The organism is Alicyclobacillus hesperidum (genome assembly GCF_900107035.1).
Lineage (GTDB): Bacteria > Bacillota > Bacilli > Alicyclobacillales > Alicyclobacillaceae > Alicyclobacillus > Alicyclobacillus hesperidum.
Window position 1 is genome coordinate 16,762 of the sequence record NZ_FNOJ01000014.1, and the last position, 17,603, is coordinate 34,364.

The window sequence follows — 17,603 nt, forward strand, 5'->3', positions numbered from 1 at the left end:
TCGCATCTTCGACATATTTCCCGCGCAATAGTTCGACAAGCCTTGACCTGTTCCCCAAGTCGTTACACCATGCCAGAAAAGCCCACCTGTCGCAACGCTTCGAATACAACAACGGCCACAGCATTCGACAAATTTAAGCTCCGAGCCGCCGCATCTGGAAGCATTGGAATGCGGATTACGTGATCTGGATGTGCCGCAAGCACGTCTTTGGGCAGCCCTTGTGTCTCTTTGCCAAACACCAGGAAATCCTCTTGTGTGTATGTGACGTCTGTATACCAATGACCGCCTTGTGTCTCCACGTAATGAAAACGTGCCTGCGGGAACTGCGCCCACAACTCATCCAACGAATCGTGATAACGGATATCGAGAAGATGCCAGTAATCGAGACCTGCCCGCTTTAACTGTCGATCATCGGTCGAGAAGCCAAGCGGCCGTACCAAGTGGAGCGTGCTTCCTGTCACGGCGCAAGTCCTTGCAATATTTCCGGTGTTCGCCGGTATCTCTGGTTCTACGAGAACAATGTGCATAACGGATGTACCCCCAAATTCGAGTCCGCAACCAGTCTATCACGGCCTTGGACGAGGGGCCAATGCGAACTGCGCAAAGGACGTCATTCACCCTTTATCCAAGATCGCGATCTGATCGGGCAAGTGGACAAATGCGTAACGCGTGTTGGGGGTATACGCACGGCTATCGTAATACAAATACGGCCGATGAAAACTATCATCCGTATGAGCGTTGACTAGAGGTTCACCTGCTGCATCGAATTCTGTGACAATGGTCGTATGGTGATATGTCCCCGAACCGCTCCAATCGTAAAAAATTAAGTCGCCCATTTTCAAATCGCTCGCCTTCGCGACCACTTGCCCGCCGAGCGCAGACGTGACAACGCCAAAGAGCGCATTCGACGTCGTCCAGCTGTAGCTCCACCGTCCTGTCCGCGGATCGTTTGTATCCATCCACCATCCCTTATTGACATCCGGCTGTCCCCACATCGGTATCCCACCTGCGTGCAAACACTGCGAGATGAAATTGGTACAGTCGTCCTCCAAACGCAGGTATTGAGGATTGGTGGAGTCCCACCAGACGTCGGCGTAACGTATGGCGCGTACCCTATCGTACACACCCTGCCGCCGATTGCGATCCTGAGGCAACCGTGGGAAGACGTAGTTGCCGCGCGTCTCTTTAACGCTGTCAAACGATCGGCCATCCGTGGTCTCTTCCGCTTGTACAAGCCGCCATGTATGACCGAGCTGCTGCCACAGTTGGCGGTGCTCGATAGTTCTGCACTCAACCTCGACGACGTTTTGTTTATCTTCATATGTCCAGCACAGTCGTTCGATGGCTCGCGCATGTACGAGATTCGGCTCTTTGCCCTGGACAAGTTCCCGAACTTCAATTTGCGTGTGAACGCGTAGCAATTGTTTACCTTGTGCTTGATACGCACGGTGCTTTCGTTCCGCCAGATGAACCGAGCGCTTCACCCAAGGCTCGTTCGCAGCTGCACCTTTGAGAGCTGCAAAGGATCCCACATCGCGGGTCAACCAGACGCGTGATCGCGCGTCGAAGTACTGGCGCAATGCTTCAATACAAGAATCCACGGCGTCTCACACCTCACTCCTTGCTGGTGCATCATATGACAAACGCCGTGCCGCGTTACCTACGGAATGTTCTAAAAACGCAACCTGGCGGCGGTTTGTGATATACTCGCTCAAGAGTGCGTTTTGCAGTATGAAACAGAGGGGGCGTCCTTTTTGCCGTATCGATCGACTCCACCCACGACCGTTCGCGCCGTCGAAAGGGCGCTCGACATTTTACTCTGTTTCACGAAATCCACTCACGAATTGAGCCTGAGCGAGATTGCACGCGACGTCGGACTGCATAAAAGCACAGCCCATCGGCTGCTTTTATCACTGCAGCAAAAGGGCTTTGTGCGCCGACATCCTGGTTCTGACAAGTACATGCTCGGCTGGAGCGCCCTTTGCCTGTCGGCGAATGCGCCGCTTTTTGACAGCTGGACTTCCGTCGCGCTGCCCACCATGGAGGAACTTCGCGATCGCACAGGAGAGACGGTCAGTCTGTATGTGCGTAGCGGGATCGAACGCATCCGCGTGCAGGCTGTCGAAAGCCGTGAACCCATCCGCAATGTCGCGACCGTCGGCGAACGCTATCCGCTGTATATCGGTGCATCCGGCAAGGTTTTGCTGGCCTGGTCTGATGTCGATCTACTCGATGAAATACTTCGCAGAGAACGACTGCCAAGCGGCTTTTCGGTAAACGAGTTGCAATTACAGTTGCAACAAGTACGGGCCGACGGGTATGCAGTGAGCATTCAGGAACGGGATGCAGGAGCGGCCGCGATGGCTGCACCTGTCTTCGGGCCAGATGGCGATTGCATTGCGGCTTTGGCTGTATCGGGGCCTGTGTCTCGTTTGACCGAATTCAAAATGGAGAATTTGGTATCCCACCTTTTGGGCGCCGCGCAGACCTTGTCGAAGGCCATTGCAAACGCCTCGCGTTAAGCAATCGGGGTCTATCGTGTAGTGGAACGTAAATGAGGTGAATGAGATGACGAAACCAACTATCGTCGTAATGGAAGGCGACCAAACCGGACAGGAACTTCTGGAGGAAGCTCTACGTGTGTTGGCGCCCGAGGTGACAGGCTTCGAACTCGCTCTGTCGCGCTTTGATTTAAGCTTGGAGAACCGCCGCAAAACTGGCAACCAGGTTGTGCTTGAAGCTGCGCAAGCCATGCGTGAAACGGGCCTCGGGCTCAAGGCCGCAACGATCACGCCTGAAGAAAAAGGCGACGTCGGAAGCCCAAATGCGATTCTCCGCAAGGAAATCAACGGAACCGTAATTGTCCGTACAGGCCGCCGTATTCCCGGTATCGCGCCGCCGGTCGGCGTGTATTCGCCCATTTCGGTCGTACGCATGGCCGTGGACGACGCCTATGGTGCGAAAGAATGGCGTGAAACTGCGGACAACGGCGACGAGATCGCATTTCGCACAGAGAAGATCTCCCGCTCGGTGTGCCGTGGTGTAGCGAAGTACGCATTTCAACACGCGCGTCGCTTGCACGCCAAGGTATTTGGCGGTCCAAAGTTCACCGTCAGCCCTGTGTATGAAGGCATGCTGAAAGAGGAGATGGATGCGGCGGCGAAGGAGTATCCGGACGTCGCTTACGAGCCCCAGCTCATCGATGCGACCTACGCGCTATTGCTCGTCAAGGCGGGTGAACCGCTCGTCATTCCCGCGCTCAATCGCGATGGTGACTGCCTGAGCGACTTGGTGCTGCAAATGTTTGGGTCCATTGCCGGCTCGGAATCCATGCTCTTGGCCTTAGACGACGATTTCCGGCCGCAGGTGGTCATGGCAGAAGCGCCACATGGGACGGCGCCAAGCCTGTTTGGCAAGAACATCGCCAACCCGATGGCCATGATCCTCGCTGGTGCGGCGCTGCTCGGTTACATCGACGACAAAGATGCACATACCGCCTCGCGGGCCATTTACGAGTCGACGTTAGAAGCCATCGTCGACGGTTGCCGGACGTCCGATCTCGGTGGCAGCGCAAGCACGACGGAGTTCACAGACGAAGTCATCCGCCGCGTTCGTACGAAGCGCGAGGTTTGGAGCACGTTCGGAGACAACGTATAATGCGAACTTGGTGAAAGCCGTCCGGCCACTGACGTGGTCTGGCGGCTTTGCCATGGGCAAATCATTCTGCCTGATCCGCCTTGTACCCAACCAACTGTGCAATGCCAGCGCTGCTTTGCTTGGAACCTTCGCAACCATAGGCCATCGCCTGTTCACCCACTGCGCTCTGCGAATAGGCTGGTGACCGAAGGAGATGCGAACCATGCCAAAGTCCCCACGAACGAAATTGCCTGACTGGGTGCAACAACTCATTGACGAATTTACACGTCCACCTTACTTCCTCAATCCAAGCAACGGAGCCAACCAAAATACTGGGAACAAGCGAAGCCAGCCAAGCAACGAATACGAACCATCCTCTACGCCACAGCCCGAATCTAGGCACCAGCAGAAAACGTCCGTCCATCCTATGCAGCAGTCAGACCGTGAACGTCGCCATGAACCCGCCCAAACTTCAGGCCTGCGCGCCGGTACGGCTGCCGACTCAGCACGCATACCAAGGGCCGTCCTCGCCAAGTATGAGTTCGCCTCTGCAAAGCGCGAACAGCTTCAAGGTGTTGAACAAGTGACGACAGAAGACGGTCAACGTTATGCAGTCAAACGGGCGTCCATCCCCCCAGCGCGAGTGCGCTTCATGCATCGCGCGCTCGTATATGCACGCAAGCAGGGTTTCACGCGTTACGCACCGTTTGTGTTGAGCAAACAAAAATCGCCGGTCGTGATTGACGACGGTCAAGCGTATTACGTCACCAAGTGGATCGACGGGCAACCGGCTCATTTTGCATCTGCGGAACATGTTGCGCAAACAGCCTATACTCTGGCACAGTTTCACGAAGCCACACGCGGCTTTGTCAACGAAAAATACGCGCCTGCCGACGCCTTCGACCTCTTCGGCATGCTGCAACGACGCACACGCGATCTCCGGCATATGCTCATACGCGCCGATGCCAAGCGAGATAAGGATGCCTTCGACGCCCTTCTGCTGTCGCTGCGCGACGCACTACTCAACGATGCGGCACATAGCCTGCATCTGGTCGACGACGCCGAAGCCATTGCCTTTCTTGCCGAAGACAAAGACGAGGCAGGGCTCTGCCACCTGGATGTGATCCCAGGAAACTGCCTGTACACACCAGATCACCATGTCTGCCTTATTGATTTCGATCTCGCCACGTATGCCCCGCGCGCATTGGACATGGCACATTTACTCCGCCGAGGCTTTCAGGCGAGTGATTGGAATGGCGAGCTTGCCTACGCTTGCTTTCTCCACTTCGATGCTGTGCGGGCTATTCCGAAAGTCGAATATCGGCTGGTTGAGTCGCTCTTGCGCTTCCCATACCTACCATGGCGACTAGCACACACCCGCTACCGATACTTCGTGAATGAAGCGCAACTTGATGAACTACAGCGGTATGCACTCCAAGAGGAGAAACGCCAGGCCTTCCTCTCTTCACTGGCGGATCAAGTCGAACATCTGGGGGAGCAGGAGGAATGAGCCTTGTTCCAATGCCAGTAAGCCCTGCTGAATGTCGATGGCCGAACCTGCATAGCCGCGCAGGACGCTGCCTTTGCCGACGACGCGATGACAGGGTATGATGACCGCGACCGGATTCGCCCGGTTTGCCTGTCCAATCGCCCGCACGGCAGCGGGCCGTCCAATCCGTTGGGCAATGTCTCCATATGTCGCCGTTTCGCCGTAGGGAATAGCGCACAAGGCTTGCCATACAGCCTCTTGAAACGCGGTACCGCGGGTACGGACCGGAACCGTGAACGCGGACAAATCGCCGCGAAAATACGCCTTTATCTCTTCGATGGCCTGTTCTGCAAGCCTACGAGACGCTCGTGAACCATTTCGATTGTTCCGGATCCGCTCCACATCCGGCTCCTCCCGTAACCACGCCGCTTCCACGACAGCGTCATCGTCCGCCACCACGGCAAACGGCCCAAACGAAGTGTCGGTTACTCGCACACTGCGCCCATCCACGCCATTCAAGCCTCCCTCTCCCGCGTCTTCTTCCGCGCCGCCTCAATGGCATCCGCTATCTCACATTGCACCTGCGCATCCGATTCCACGGCGCGTGCATCCAGCAGGAGCCTTACGGCATCTGGGCCGCCAATCTCACCCAACGCCCACGCTGCACTCGCCCGTAATTCCGCCCGTTCCGATTGCAGAAATGGCTCAATGTGTGGTATGGCCTCCACACGTCCCATGTTGCCAAGCGCAATGAGTGCATTGCGCTGCAACGTTCGCACGCCTCGCCAACCCATTGCCGTCTCCCCATACACGCGCAGAAACCGACGATTGGACATTTGAAGGAGTTCGACCAGGTCGGGAAACGCAAGCTCTGCGTTGGGATGAAAGGCGGAATCGTCCGGCGCTTCGCGCAACCGGTTCACCGGGCACGCCGTCTGACACACGTCACATCCCCAAACGCGACGCCCCATTTTTTTGCGAAATGGACGGGGAATCACACCCTTCATCTGCGTGATGTACGACAGGCAACGCGTCGCATCCAGTTGGCCAGGCCCCACGATGGCCCCTGTCGGACATGCGGTCATGCACAATTCGCAGGTGCCGCAATGACGGCCAACGGCAGGCGGATGTGCGCTCGCATCGGCAATTTCGACGTCGAGTAACAAAGCGCCTAAAAACACGTATGATCCGTAGCGTTGGCTGTATAACATGCCATTCTTCCCAACCCAACCAACACCACTGCGCTCTGCCACCCGTCTGTCGACGAGCGGCGAAGTGTCCACCGCGATGCGCCCAGCGACAGGCCTTCCTAAGCGCTCTGCAATTGCCATCTGCAGTTGCGTCAGGCGATCCCGCAAGACTTCGTGATAGTCCTGACCATAGGTGTAGCCAGAGGCTTGACCGCGCAGTCCGCCGCGCGGATGTGACCTTGCCAGCGCTTGCCCATCTGGCGTCATGTAAGGTAACGCGGCGACAACAATCGACTTAGCCTCCGGAAACCATAGAGATGGTTGTGTTCGCGCGGCGAGATCGCCAGCTTCAAACCCTGTTCGCCCCCGCTTTTCATACGCGAGAAGTGGTGCAATCAACTCGGGAAACGGTTGTGCATCTGTGACGCCAATCTCCGGGAGATGAAGCGCAGCAGCCATATCCGCAATATCCTGCCGCGTGAGTTGTACAGAGGAGGTCATCGCGGAATCGCCTGCCGCGCGAGTTCGTCACAGCGTTCGTTCCATTGTACACCGGCGTGTCCCTTGACTTTTTGAAAGCGCACGTTGTGTGGTTTCATCGCGGAAAGCAGCTCTTCCCACAGGTCCTTGTTTTGAACAGGATCTCCCTTACTGTTGCGCCATCCGTTTTTCTGCCAGTTCACATACCACTTCTGCTGAAAGCAATTGACGACATAGGCCGAATCTGAGTGAATCACCACGTCGCATGGGCGTTTTAAAGCCCGCAATCCTTCGATCACGGCGCGAATTTCCATGCGCTGATTCGTCGTGTCGCGCTCGCCTCCGGACAATTCCTTAACGTTATCGTTCCATTGCAAGATCGCTGCCCAGCCACCCGGCCCCGGATTCCGGGAGCAAGCGCCGTCGGTATAGACAATAACCGGTTCGCGGTTTTCCATAGGCGTCATCCTCCCTGCCACCAACAAGGTGGCATTCAATCCAGAACAGAATATACCGGGTCAGCTGGACGGTCAAACATCAAGTCAACAGTTTCCAGAGGACAGCTGCGCTGACGGCCAACGATAAAATGCCCAGTGTACCGGCGGATATCTGCGCAGTCGCACCGGCGCGACTGCCGACCCAACGAGTGAAGGACATCGTGTATACAAAAATCATCACGGGGATGATCATGGCAAACAGGAACTTAAACACGCTGCATCCTCCTTCGGCCGCGCTGGCCCCCGTGCAAACGACCGCCTCCGCGCATCGATCTCACCATGGCACCAATCGATAACACCGCAATCGGGATCGCAAACACGACAATCCATCCCCAACGAAGTAAGTAGGTGCCGTCGAAATTGATGACCTGAATCCAGTTTTCAGGCCACATGCCTAGGGAGAACGACAACAGGACAAGTGCGGGTACCGCCGGCCGATACGTGGGCCAACCGAACGCCTTGCCGAGCAAGTATGAGCACCCCCACAAGGTGACGGCCATGCGCACAGTTGCAGCGGTCACCCACAAAAAGATGAAGATACTCTCCAGCCTTTGAAAAAAAGGCCCAAGATGAATCATGCGCGCCAACCTGTACAAGGCAAACGACGTCTTTCCCGTTTCTGCGGCCGGGAAAACCATGTGATAGGTAAGCATGAGCCCGACAAGCAACAGTGTCGAGACCACTATGCTGACAAAACCAATACGCCGCATTTTCGATGTATCGTGAACGTGTGGGTAAATAATGGTCAGCAACAACACGTTGGCGAAAATCGAACTGTATTGAAGAGAGCCTCGCAAAACCTGTTCTGGCCCCGTCCCCCAGAGCGGCAAAAGCATGTAAGGATGCCACCAGTTGACGGTCATCAGACAGACGGCAACGAGCCCAACTAAAAGTATCGGCAAAAAGATGAACGCGGTTCGACAAATACCCTCAATACCACCATACACGATGTATCCCACCGCAAACATGAACACCGCGCCGACAATCAGAATGGGGGTCGAAGGCAACACCGTGCTGACCACGTTTTCTGTAAACTCGCGCATCACCGCGGCCGTCGAACACAAGAAATACAGGGAGAATACAAGCGCGATCAGGATGGCGCCAAACCTTCCAAACACTTCTTTCGAAACCTCGACAATGTCCAGGTTTTTAAAGTACCTGCGCAATAACTGTTCGACCAAGAAAAATAAAATAAGCGTCAACACGCCTGAAAAAACAGGCTCCATCCAAGCCGCCTCATACCCATTTAAACTGATGTAACGTGGATAGGTAAGAAACGCATTGGTGCTGACGAAGATGATAAGCATCGCCGTCATCTCGGAGCCCGGCACTTTGGCGTTGCGCCGCGCCGACTGGCTCATGTTTCTCCCCCCTCTTTCCCAGTTGACTTGCGCGTGGGCGCGCTCCATGGCCTGGACATGGGCTTTTGGCGCCAGCTTCGCAGAGGATACAAAAAGGATGGACGCTTATTCATCGACCAGAGTGGTCCGCGCAACAAAACGTCGCGCGATGCGCCACTAGACGGCGCGATGGGCGATAAAATCGGAACACCGAACGATTTGAGCATCGACAAACGAACGACATACACGACAAACAAAATAGCAATGCCGTAAAATCCAAGTACGGCGCCGGCAATCAAAAAGGCAAAACGCATAATCCGAATACCCATACTCAATTCGTAATTGGGCACCGTGAACGAAGCGAGTGCAGTCGTCGCCACGACGATGACCAACAGGGGGCTGACGATGCCCGCCTGTACGGCCGACTGGCCAATGATCAACGCACCGACAATGCCTATTGTCGGACCAATCACCGAAGGAATGCGAATGCCGGCTTCCCGAATCAGCTCGATTGCAAATTCCATGAGCAGAACTTCCACCACGACCGGAAACGGCACTTGTTCGCGACTACCGGCAATCGCAAGCATCAGATCCGTTGGCAACATTTCTGCATGATAATTGGTGACTGCCACATACAGACCTGGTAGCAACAAAGCCGTAAACAGCGCGATCCACCGAATGAGTCGCATAAACGTGCCTGGCAAAAAGCGAATATTGGAATCCTCCGAGCTATGCACCAAGGACCAGAGAACCACCGGGACAATGAGACAATACGTGCTATTGCCTACAAACAGAGCCACGTAGCCTTCAGCCAGAGAAGCCGCGACGCGATCCGGTCGTTCCGTCGCCATGACCTGCGGGATCAGCATGCTCGGCCGATCTTCGATAAACTGCTCCAACATGCCGCTATCGAGGACAAAGTCGACGTCGATTTGCGATATGCGCCGACGCACCTCACGTACCAGCTTCGGATTTGTCACGCCATGAATGTACATGATGGCGACGTCGGTCCGCGCCAGATTGCCAACGCTGTGAATTTCGGTGACCAAGTGCTCCGTGCGCAGGCGGGCACGAACCAAGCCGGTGTTCGCGCGAAAGTTTTCGGTAAACGCATCCTGCGAACCACGGACGACATTTTCCGTCTGTGGCGTCGATACGGATCGATGTTCCCATCCCTTGGTCTCCATGACGAGCGCACCATTGCAGCGATCCAGAAACAGTACTGTCGATCCTGTCAGAATATTGGCCACTGCCTCTGACCACTTGTTCACGATTTGCGATTGATTGCTGGGAAGCAGTTTCTCCACGACGTACTCCAGTGTTCGCCGCGGGTTTTCCTCGCTCACGTGCGTCAAAATCATCAACGGCTCAAGAATGGCCGAGTTGATGACGTTCTTATCGGATAGCCCATCAACAAACACTGCCATACCGCGCCATGGCGCCTTGGTGTCAACGCCGACGCGAAACTCCCGGATCACGATATCTTTGTTCTGTGGCAAGTGAAAAAAGCGTTCCAAGCGCCGCTTCATCTCATCGATGTCACATTCGATCTCGTCATCCTGGCCCACATGAGCCTTTTCCACCGCTTCTTCATACTCTTTTGTCGCTCTCCGCAGAAACGTTCGCATCGAGACAGGCTTCTTTGAGGTATCTGTCTTGTTTTCCGCAGTGGTGAAATTGACCGTCTCCGGCTGCGGCGTCTCTCCGTAGGTGTCAGCTGGTTCTGACGGATCATCGTCGGCGAGTGAAAACTGGTCGTCGAGCATCGAATCGTCGACCGTCAACAGGCGTTTAAGTGCCCCTGTAAAGCTCATATCCACCGACGCACCCTCCCATCGTCTCGCAAACCATTTGTTTCATGTCTCGTAGGGTGCGACAGGTGACAAAAAGTTATCCCGCCGCCACCTCGGCGCCGGGACAAAATTTACTCTTATGATGCACAGATAGGGATTTATTGGTTTCCGGGCATTACAGCTTGTGGGGAAATCGTCAATTGGAGGGCTAGCTTTTTTGTGGCTTCCGAGTAATTCAACATCCGAATGCCGAACGGACGCTGCGGCCGCTTCGAGAAATCGATCTCGACATCGTCTTGACTCGCGTTCATCTCCACCCAATTTGGCGTGTGCGCTCGCTCCAGAACCGAAAACAAAATGCTGTTCGGGATTGGAAAAAACGACATCGAAGCGCTGTCGACGTGAAGGACAAGATTACCCGCTGTCACCTTTGGTGTGAGCACGAGGTGAAAGGGTACGATTTTGCCCAACAAACGAATGCCAAAGTCGCAATTCCAATCGTGATCGAACTGGACATTTGCCGAGCCGAGAATCTTGCCCACTTCTTCATCGTGAGCGATAGCATATGACAGATATGCGTTAATGGCCTCCTGACCAATTTGGACTTCGACCGCTGGCTGTTGACCGGCAACCAAAGGAGCGGCCCCACCGGTCGACTGGTTCTTGGTCGGGAATGTATTCCAAACGATAAGAGCAGCTATGACGATGAGCAAGTTGATCGACAACAATATGATAAACGCACGCTTCCAGGCCATCTCGAAGACGCCTCCTCCAACCCTTTGCTCAGGGTTCTGCCTTGCGCCGCTGGTTTCCCGCCGCGAGCCGCACTTGCTCACGGGCGTAGTGACACAGCTCGAAAACTGGGCAGATATCGCACTTGGGTTTGCGCGCGACGCAAATTTGCCGACCGTGGTGGATGAACAAGTGATGGGCTTGCGTCCACATTTCGCGCGGCAATTTGCGGCACGCCTGTTCCTCGGTTTTTAATGGATCGTCGCTCTTCACAATGCCGATGCGGTTCGTCACGCGCTGAACATGTGTGTCGACGGCAAACGCAGGAATGCCAAAAGCGTTGGATAGTACGACGTTTGCCGTCTTTCTGCCAACGCCGGGCAACTCAACTAGCTGCTCGCGGTTTTTCGGCACTTCACCACCGTATTTCTCGAGCAGGATGCGCGCCGTTGCAACGATGTTCTGAGCCTTTGTGCGAAACAGCCCCACCTCGCGAATATCTTCTGCCATTTGCTCAGGTGTCGCAGTAGCAAAGGCCCTGGGCCCTTGGTACTTTTGAAACAGGCGTGCCGTCACCATGTTGACGCGAGCATCTGTACACTGTGCGGACAGCATGGTCGCAATGAGCAACTCAAAAGGGGTTGTGAAGTTGAGTGCACATTTGGCATCTGGATAACGTTCCGCCAAACGCGCAACCACTTCCGCCGTCTCTCGCTTAGTCAACAAGGCCATCGTCTCATCCCCTCTTTGCGGCGGACACACGGACGTAACGCCGCAACTTCGCCCGCTCGATCCGCCCTTCATCCGCGATGCGGGCAATCAGAACTTCCCGCACCAATGGTGGTTGATACGTGATATCGCGGGCGGCGCGAAACGGCTGGAAAACAGGTGCAAGCCAGAGATACTCACAGGTGATGACGCGATAGGTCCGATCCGGTTCCAATTCTCTGCCTTGGTGCAGAATGCGACGGACGTGCTGGCGCTCACCATCGTCCACCAACTCGACGACCGCTCCTGCGATCACAAGATAACCAATCTTCCCTCCCCGAAAGCCGAAGCCGATACCCAAGCGACCGTACGTTTCAGGCTGAATGCCTTGTTCGATGGCGGCCTGTAACTCGCGCCCCGTCAGGCTTACAACAATTGGGCGAGTTGGCGTTGGACAAGCTGCGAGCAAATCCTCCAATGTCAAAGTCCCCGGCAAAAGGCTGGCGTTTAGCGCACCCGTCATCATCACGGCGAGATCGCCTTGAAATTCGTCAAACAACACGTCGACCAGCAGATTTGCGAAAGTCGATTCGTCGTGATAGACAATGGGCAGCCCTTCCGCAAGCGACGCGACTGGACGCCCGAGGATCGCTTGTATATGCTCCTCGTACCTGCGGTAGACCTGCTCCATGGCCATGTCAAACGGCGTTTCGTGCAACACCGGAACAGGCTTCGAGACGACTTGCTGGACACTTCGACCGTCCCAATCGATGATGGTATGACCAAATGCAGTTGCATGCTTGCCAGGTTGGAAAATGGCTGTCTTCTCGACGTATTCTGCCCTTGGCATCGACTCGTGCGAATGCCCGCCGAGAATTACATCGATGCCGGGCACCATCGCAGCCAGCCGACGGTCATCGCGCAATCCAAGGTGGGACAGGCAAACGACGATATGGGCACCTGCGGATCGTAGATTTTTCACCGCAGTGCGGGCACAGGCGAACGGATCGAGCGGCTGTACGTGAAGCATCTCGTAGGGAAGATCGTAATTCGGCGTCAATCCGAACGCGCCGACGCGAACGCCATGTACGTCAAACACGTGCGTATCGATAAAAAAGGGAAACGGGTCGCCGTTGGGCTGGCGCAGATTGGTCCCAAATACAGAAGTGTTCGCTCTCGCCACCAAACCAGGCCAGTCTTGAACCGGAATGGTCAGCCCTTCGTTATTGCCAAACACCCAGCCGTTCACGCCAAGCGCAGCCATCATCTCCGCGTTGAGTGTGCCCATGGTGGCTTCGGTTTCGGGGCGGACCCGATCAAGCACGTCCCCGATGTCGAACGTGAGCACCGGCTCGCCAAGGTCCTCTAGGCGCGATCTCAATGCCCTTAGTTGCTGTCCAAGACGCATGTAACTCTCTAAACGACTGTGAACGTCATTCATGTGCAAAAGATGGACGCGCACGCCTTCACCTCATCATCCATGGCTGACCTGTGCCCGGCTCGCCTCAATCCACAGCTTACAAAGCGGCGTGAATGTGCTCTCGACCCACTCCACCAGCTGAGCCCCCGAATGGGTGATGGCAAGTTCTTTGTCCAGGCGCCGACCAATCAACAATTCCGCCTTTTTTACCTGTACAAGCCTTTCGCCAAACGCCGCAATCTCGCGATCCGCAACTTGTGCCGCCGGAATGGACGAAGGCTGTGTATGATCCGGTATGTAGATAAAATCATCTGGTACAATTCGTTGAATCTCACTCGCTTGTGCCTGCAAATAGTGTCCAAACGCCACCTTGTCTTTGGCTTCGTAAATGTAGCCGAACGCCGCAAAGACATGTGTAGGCCAAATCCCAATTTGGAAGTGTGGATGTTGCTTATAGCCGCGGCTGTTCGCACTAAACGCGACCCACGTATCACTTGGCGGGTTTACCGTGCGGCGCGCGTGCTTGGCGACATGGGCATACATCGAAGATTGCAGCCGCTCAGACAAAAATGGCACGAAGTAATCACCGAGTACCGCGAGTTTTGGCTGGATTCGCGCCCGAATAGCTGTCATACGCGGTTCTAGACCTGGAATGAAAAACACGTCAAAATCCGCTTCGTCAAAACCGTTGAACAATCGCGGCACCTCACTTTATCAGCTGCGTGTAGCGTGCATCTACCTTCCTCCCTAGACTAGACAAGACCATAGAGTCAGGCAAGATCGACACGCGTCATGGTCGCTAATTTGCGCTTTATGCGCTCCAGCCTGTGGAGCAAAGCCGCTTCTGCCCTAGATGCTCGTTGTACTCGCTCTAACGCCAATGAAGTCGCCTGTTTTGCCGCATGCAATTCGATGGCACGATGCTCGTAATACTTGGCGAGTTCAACGAGCGGTTCCGGTTGCTGGGGATAGCTCTCCGCCATCTCCCACCAAAGACGAACTGCTTCGTCCCACAGCCCACGCCGCTTGAGAAAGAGGCTGAACAGCCAAAACGCGCGCCAATCGGCATCGTCCGCGACCACTGCCCGCCGATACGCGTTTGCAGCCGCTTCCCAATCGTGCCAAGCGTCAAACCAAGTCGCTATCGCCAAATTGGGCCTTGTCGCCATATAGACTGCATGCCCCGACAAGGCTTCGGCGATCGCGATGAGCACGCCTACAAGTGAACAGACATCGTGTAAATTGTGCCGAAACACATCCTCCATCACCGAAAACGGCGCTCCCCCGACAAACTCAAAATAACGCGCTGGTGCCTCACGCCCTGGCAAATCATCCATTCGCGTTACCCCAAGCAGACGCTCGACCTCCGCCAGCGATACGCGACCGAGAACGTCCTTCCAAAGGCGTCTACTCGGATGTAGAAGATCTAGTTGCGTGCGTTCAATGCGCGGCATTTGGTGAAGGACTCGGCGATTTTGCAAAAGCGGCCAGTCAAACGATTTGCCGTTAAAGGTTACGACCACTGTTTCTGTGTCGCCGAGCGGTCCCGCTTCCATCGCCGCAAGCACCGCACCCTCAGCCCCGTAATCGTCGACAAAGTATTGATCGACGCAAAATTCATCGTCTATGAAATAGCCGACACTGTGCAAAAATGGAAGTGTACCGCTGCCAAGTCCCAACCCATTCGTCTCCGTGTCATAAAAGCGCAGGTTAGCAATGGCGATGGGTGCCTTCGCCAACTTGGCCACGGGGGCAAGGTCGAGATCAAACACATCGAGGAATGGACGCTCCCCATGCTTCGTAAACACGTCAAACGATGTCGTACGGCACCAACAGTGTCCTGCGTCCGTCGCGACCTGACGAAAGCCAGCCTCCAATAACTCCTCATCGCGCGGTGTGCATGCACTGGTTTTACAATGATCACCAGACATGGACGGATTGTCGTCAGTCGCCACCGGGTCACCTGTCACCCCACGGACGCTTTGTTCCAATGCGCGCAGCTTATCAAGCAGGCTTCGCGCCATCGTTTAAACCTCCTGTAGCGGCCGACCATCAAGGCAACGCACCACCAGCTTTTCGACCATTTGTTTCAGTTGCTCTTCCTCGGTTCCCGGCCCGACACAGCCCGGACACCCCCACTCGCAACGACAACCGCGAACCATGTCGAGTGCAGACTGTAAGATCAGATCACGATCCCGAAACGCCCGCTCACAAATGCCAATGCCTCCCGGATAGGCGTCGTACACGTAGACCGTTGGCTGGATGTAAAGCGGATCGCGCACTTGGACAGCCGCGTGAAGATCCGACACGGAACACATGCAATGAAGCGCAACCGCGTGTTTAAGCAGATGGCCGAAGCCTTTAAGAGCCGACTCCCACGCGTCAGATCCGACCGCGAGCAAGTCTTGGTCGAACGTGCACCAGTAACCTGTCGTATGCAATTCGGCCTCTGGCAAATGAATGCGCCCCCAGCCGAGATTCTCGTGCGTATCGAACTTGATTTTTTTAAACAACGTTGGCGTCGCATTGACGGCAACCTCGCCCGTGCGGTGTATGACGCCTGCCCCTTCGACATGCTGCAACTCATCAAGCACCTGCAGACGGACGGCGAGCTCAGCGTCCGTGTAGTAGTCGCAATCGACCGCCCGCACATACGCTTTGCCATTGTCGAGATCGAGCTTTTCTACTTGATAGGACTTTGCCTGATGCAAATAGATAGCCTCTTCGTGCAACGTCGTGAGAGCACTAAAGCGATCTGTTTCACCGATGACAATCGGCCTTGCCACGTCCGTTTGATCAATGATGAGGACATTCTCCTGCGCCGCACTGCGCAACGATATGCCATGCGACGGCAGCGCGTCGGCCATCCAGTGATAGCGATTGTCGCTGCCCTTGTGCAGCACGCGTGCATCGGCCAGATATTCGAGCAATTCAGCAGTTGTTTCGACGGCAAACGACTCGTCAGCGGCGAATGGTAACTCGTAAGCCGAGCACTTCAAGTGATCCATAAGAATCAACAAGTTATCCGGGTAAATGCGAGCTGCTTCTGGCGATCCCGCCAACAAGGCTTCCGGATGGCGCACCAAATATTGGTCAAGCGCCGAGGCATTTGCCACAAACAGCGCAAGAGATATGCCCTTTCGGCGCCCAGCGCGGCCGCTCTGCTGACGAATGGAAGCGATGGAGCCTGGATAGCCAACCGTGATGGCCGCTTGTAAGGAGCCGATATCCACGCCAAGTTCTAAAGCGTTCGTACTGACGACACCGAGAATATCACCACTTCGCAGCCCTCGTTCGATGGCACGGCGCTCATTCGGGAGATAACCTCCACGATAACCGACGATCCGCGAGCGCAACCGCTCACGCGCGTCTGCTTTCAAATAGGAAGCTAGTACTTCAACCTGTGTGCGCGTTTTGACAAATGCTATGGTTGAGACCTCAGAGTCCAATAATCTACGTGCCAGGCGTCTGGCCGTTTGCAACGACGAGGCCCGAAGACCTAACTGCGAGTGCACAATGGGTGGATTGTAAACCACGGTGTGCCGTTCGCCTTCAGGGCTTCCAGACTCATCGATGACCATCGTCTCCCGGCCACACAGACGCGACGTCAGTTCACCTGGGTTGGCAATTGTGGCAGAACTAAAGATGAACTGTGGGTGCGAGCCGTAAAATGCGCAAATCCTCTGTAGCCGCCGTAACACATTGGCCACATGGCTACCGAAGACACCGCGATAGATATGGGCTTCGTCAATGACGACATAACGTAGATTTTCAAACAGGCGAAGCCACTTTGTATGGTGCGGCAGAATTGCGGCATGCAGCATGTCAGGATTCGTGACCACGATGTGCCCCGCTTCGCGAATTCTTTGTCGCGCATGTACAGGCGTATCGCCATCGTATGTGAACGACTGTACTTGCGTTCGCAAGCGTCCAATCCACTCGTTGAGCTCTGCCACTTGGTCCTGTGCCAGGGCTTTGGTCGGAAATATGTACAAGGCCCGAGCACTCGGGTCGCGACAGATGGTATCGAGTACAGGCATGTTATAACAAAGGGTCTTGCCACTTGCCGTCGGTGTGGCGACAACAATATCGCGACCCGCCGCAAGCGCATCCCAGCACTCCGCCTGATGGCTGTACAATCGCTCAATACCACGCGCAATCAGAGCTTGTTTGACATCCTCATGAAGCGCCTTAGGGATCTCGCGAAATCGACCGAGTCGCGCTGGCGCAACATCCCATGCTGCTACTTGTGCCGCAAACGCCTCATCTCGCCGCCACTCTTCCAATACTTGCTCCAAAACCATTCATACCATCCGCT

Annotated in this window: 17 protein-coding genes; 3 read left to right on the forward strand and 14 right to left on the reverse strand. The window is 55.3% G+C overall.

From position 1 onward, the window contains the following. Nucleotides 1-62: 62 nt before the first annotated feature. Both BLU70_RS10460 and BLU70_RS10465 read right to left on the reverse strand, forming a co-directional pair. Complete coding sequence (locus BLU70_RS10460) at nucleotides 63-527, reverse strand: tRNA (cytidine(34)-2'-O)-methyltransferase (protein ID WP_040289111.1); 465 nt, start codon at nucleotides 525-527, stop codon at nucleotides 63-65. 87 nt (nucleotides 528-614) lie between these two features. Continuing rightward, nucleotides 615-1,601 carry an amidase domain-containing protein gene (locus tag BLU70_RS10465; RefSeq protein ID WP_074693425.1) on the reverse strand — a complete coding sequence of 329 codons (987 nt, stop codon included), beginning with the start codon at nucleotides 1,599-1,601 and terminating at the stop codon, nucleotides 615-617. A 153-nt stretch (nucleotides 1,602-1,754) separates the two neighbouring features. Here BLU70_RS10465 and BLU70_RS10470 point away from each other — a divergent pair, with 153 nt between their 5' ends. The 3 genes from BLU70_RS10470 (at nucleotide 1,755) to BLU70_RS10480 (ending at nucleotide 5,146) form a co-directional block, all read left to right on the forward strand. Next, entirely contained in the window at nucleotides 1,755-2,522 is a 768-nt protein-coding gene (locus BLU70_RS10470; protein ID WP_074693426.1) for an IclR family transcriptional regulator, read from the forward strand. A 46-nt stretch (nucleotides 2,523-2,568) separates the two neighbouring features. After that, nucleotides 2,569-3,657 (forward strand): isocitrate/isopropylmalate family dehydrogenase, encoded by a 1,089-nt coding sequence (locus BLU70_RS10475; RefSeq protein WP_040289113.1) that lies wholly within the window; start codon nucleotides 2,569-2,571, stop codon nucleotides 3,655-3,657. A 202-nt stretch (nucleotides 3,658-3,859) separates the two neighbouring features. Beyond that, the gene (locus BLU70_RS10480; RefSeq protein ID WP_244885182.1) at nucleotides 3,860-5,146 is read left to right on the forward strand and encodes a phosphotransferase; all 1,287 of its coding nucleotides are present in this window, start codon (nucleotides 3,860-3,862) and stop codon (nucleotides 5,144-5,146) included. Here the strand turns inward: BLU70_RS10480 and BLU70_RS10485 are convergent. The 12 genes from BLU70_RS10485 to BLU70_RS10535 all read right to left on the reverse strand — a co-directional run bounded on the left by BLU70_RS10485 (nucleotide 5,102) and on the right by BLU70_RS10535 (nucleotide 17,589). Next, nucleotides 5,102-5,635 carry a methylated-DNA--[protein]-cysteine S-methyltransferase gene (locus BLU70_RS10485; protein ID WP_052012257.1) on the reverse strand — a complete coding sequence of 178 codons (534 nt, stop codon included), beginning with the start codon at nucleotides 5,633-5,635 and terminating at the stop codon, nucleotides 5,102-5,104. The genes BLU70_RS10480 and BLU70_RS10485 overlap by 45 nt on opposite strands. Nucleotides 5,636-5,640: 5 nt before the next feature. Then, nucleotides 5,641-6,816 carry a tRNA epoxyqueuosine(34) reductase QueG gene (queG, locus tag BLU70_RS10490; RefSeq protein WP_006446499.1) on the reverse strand — a complete coding sequence of 392 codons (1,176 nt, stop codon included), beginning with the start codon at nucleotides 6,814-6,816 and terminating at the stop codon, nucleotides 5,641-5,643. After that, a complete protein-coding gene (gene rnhA, locus BLU70_RS10495) occupies nucleotides 6,813-7,253 on the reverse strand; it encodes a ribonuclease HI (protein WP_040289114.1) in 441 nt (146 codons plus the stop codon). The genes queG and rnhA overlap by 4 nt, the downstream gene beginning before the upstream one ends. Before the next feature lie 79 nt (nucleotides 7,254-7,332). Then, complete coding sequence (locus BLU70_RS14640; protein ID WP_176780886.1) at nucleotides 7,333-7,506, reverse strand: hypothetical protein; 174 nt, start codon at nucleotides 7,504-7,506, stop codon at nucleotides 7,333-7,335. After that, nucleotides 7,499-8,653 carry a GerAB/ArcD/ProY family transporter gene (locus BLU70_RS10500; RefSeq protein WP_074693428.1) on the reverse strand — a complete coding sequence of 385 codons (1,155 nt, stop codon included), beginning with the start codon at nucleotides 8,651-8,653 and terminating at the stop codon, nucleotides 7,499-7,501. Before BLU70_RS10500 ends, BLU70_RS14640 begins: the two co-directional genes overlap by 8 nt. Next, nucleotides 8,650-10,446 carry a spore germination protein gene (locus BLU70_RS10505; protein WP_244885184.1) on the reverse strand — a complete coding sequence of 599 codons (1,797 nt, stop codon included), beginning with the start codon at nucleotides 10,444-10,446 and terminating at the stop codon, nucleotides 8,650-8,652. The genes BLU70_RS10500 and BLU70_RS10505 overlap by 4 nt, the downstream gene beginning before the upstream one ends. Before the next feature lie 137 nt (nucleotides 10,447-10,583). Further along, complete coding sequence (locus BLU70_RS10510) at nucleotides 10,584-11,180, reverse strand: DUF2140 family protein (protein WP_006446503.1); 597 nt, start codon at nucleotides 11,178-11,180, stop codon at nucleotides 10,584-10,586. Nucleotides 11,181-11,208: 28 nt separating this feature from the next. Further along, complete coding sequence (gene nth, locus BLU70_RS10515) at nucleotides 11,209-11,889, reverse strand: endonuclease III (RefSeq protein ID WP_074693430.1); 681 nt, start codon at nucleotides 11,887-11,889, stop codon at nucleotides 11,209-11,211. Between the two features lie 4 nt (nucleotides 11,890-11,893). After that, complete coding sequence (locus BLU70_RS10520; RefSeq protein WP_074693431.1) at nucleotides 11,894-13,327, reverse strand: bifunctional metallophosphatase/5'-nucleotidase; 1,434 nt, start codon at nucleotides 13,325-13,327, stop codon at nucleotides 11,894-11,896. Between the two features lie 12 nt (nucleotides 13,328-13,339). Beyond that, nucleotides 13,340-13,990, reverse strand: a complete 651-nt coding sequence (locus BLU70_RS10525) for a YktB family protein (protein WP_074693432.1) — start codon at nucleotides 13,988-13,990, stop codon at nucleotides 13,340-13,342. A gap of 65 nt (nucleotides 13,991-14,055) precedes the next feature. Beyond that, the gene (locus BLU70_RS10530; RefSeq protein ID WP_074693433.1) at nucleotides 14,056-15,309 is read right to left on the reverse strand and encodes a ribonuclease H-like domain-containing protein; all 1,254 of its coding nucleotides are present in this window, start codon (nucleotides 15,307-15,309) and stop codon (nucleotides 14,056-14,058) included. Between the two features lie 3 nt (nucleotides 15,310-15,312). Next, on the reverse strand, nucleotides 15,313-17,589 hold the full coding sequence (locus tag BLU70_RS10535; protein ID WP_074693434.1) for a DEAD/DEAH box helicase: 2,277 nt from the start codon (nucleotides 17,587-17,589) through the stop codon (nucleotides 15,313-15,315). Nucleotides 17,590-17,603 lie beyond the last annotated feature (14 nt).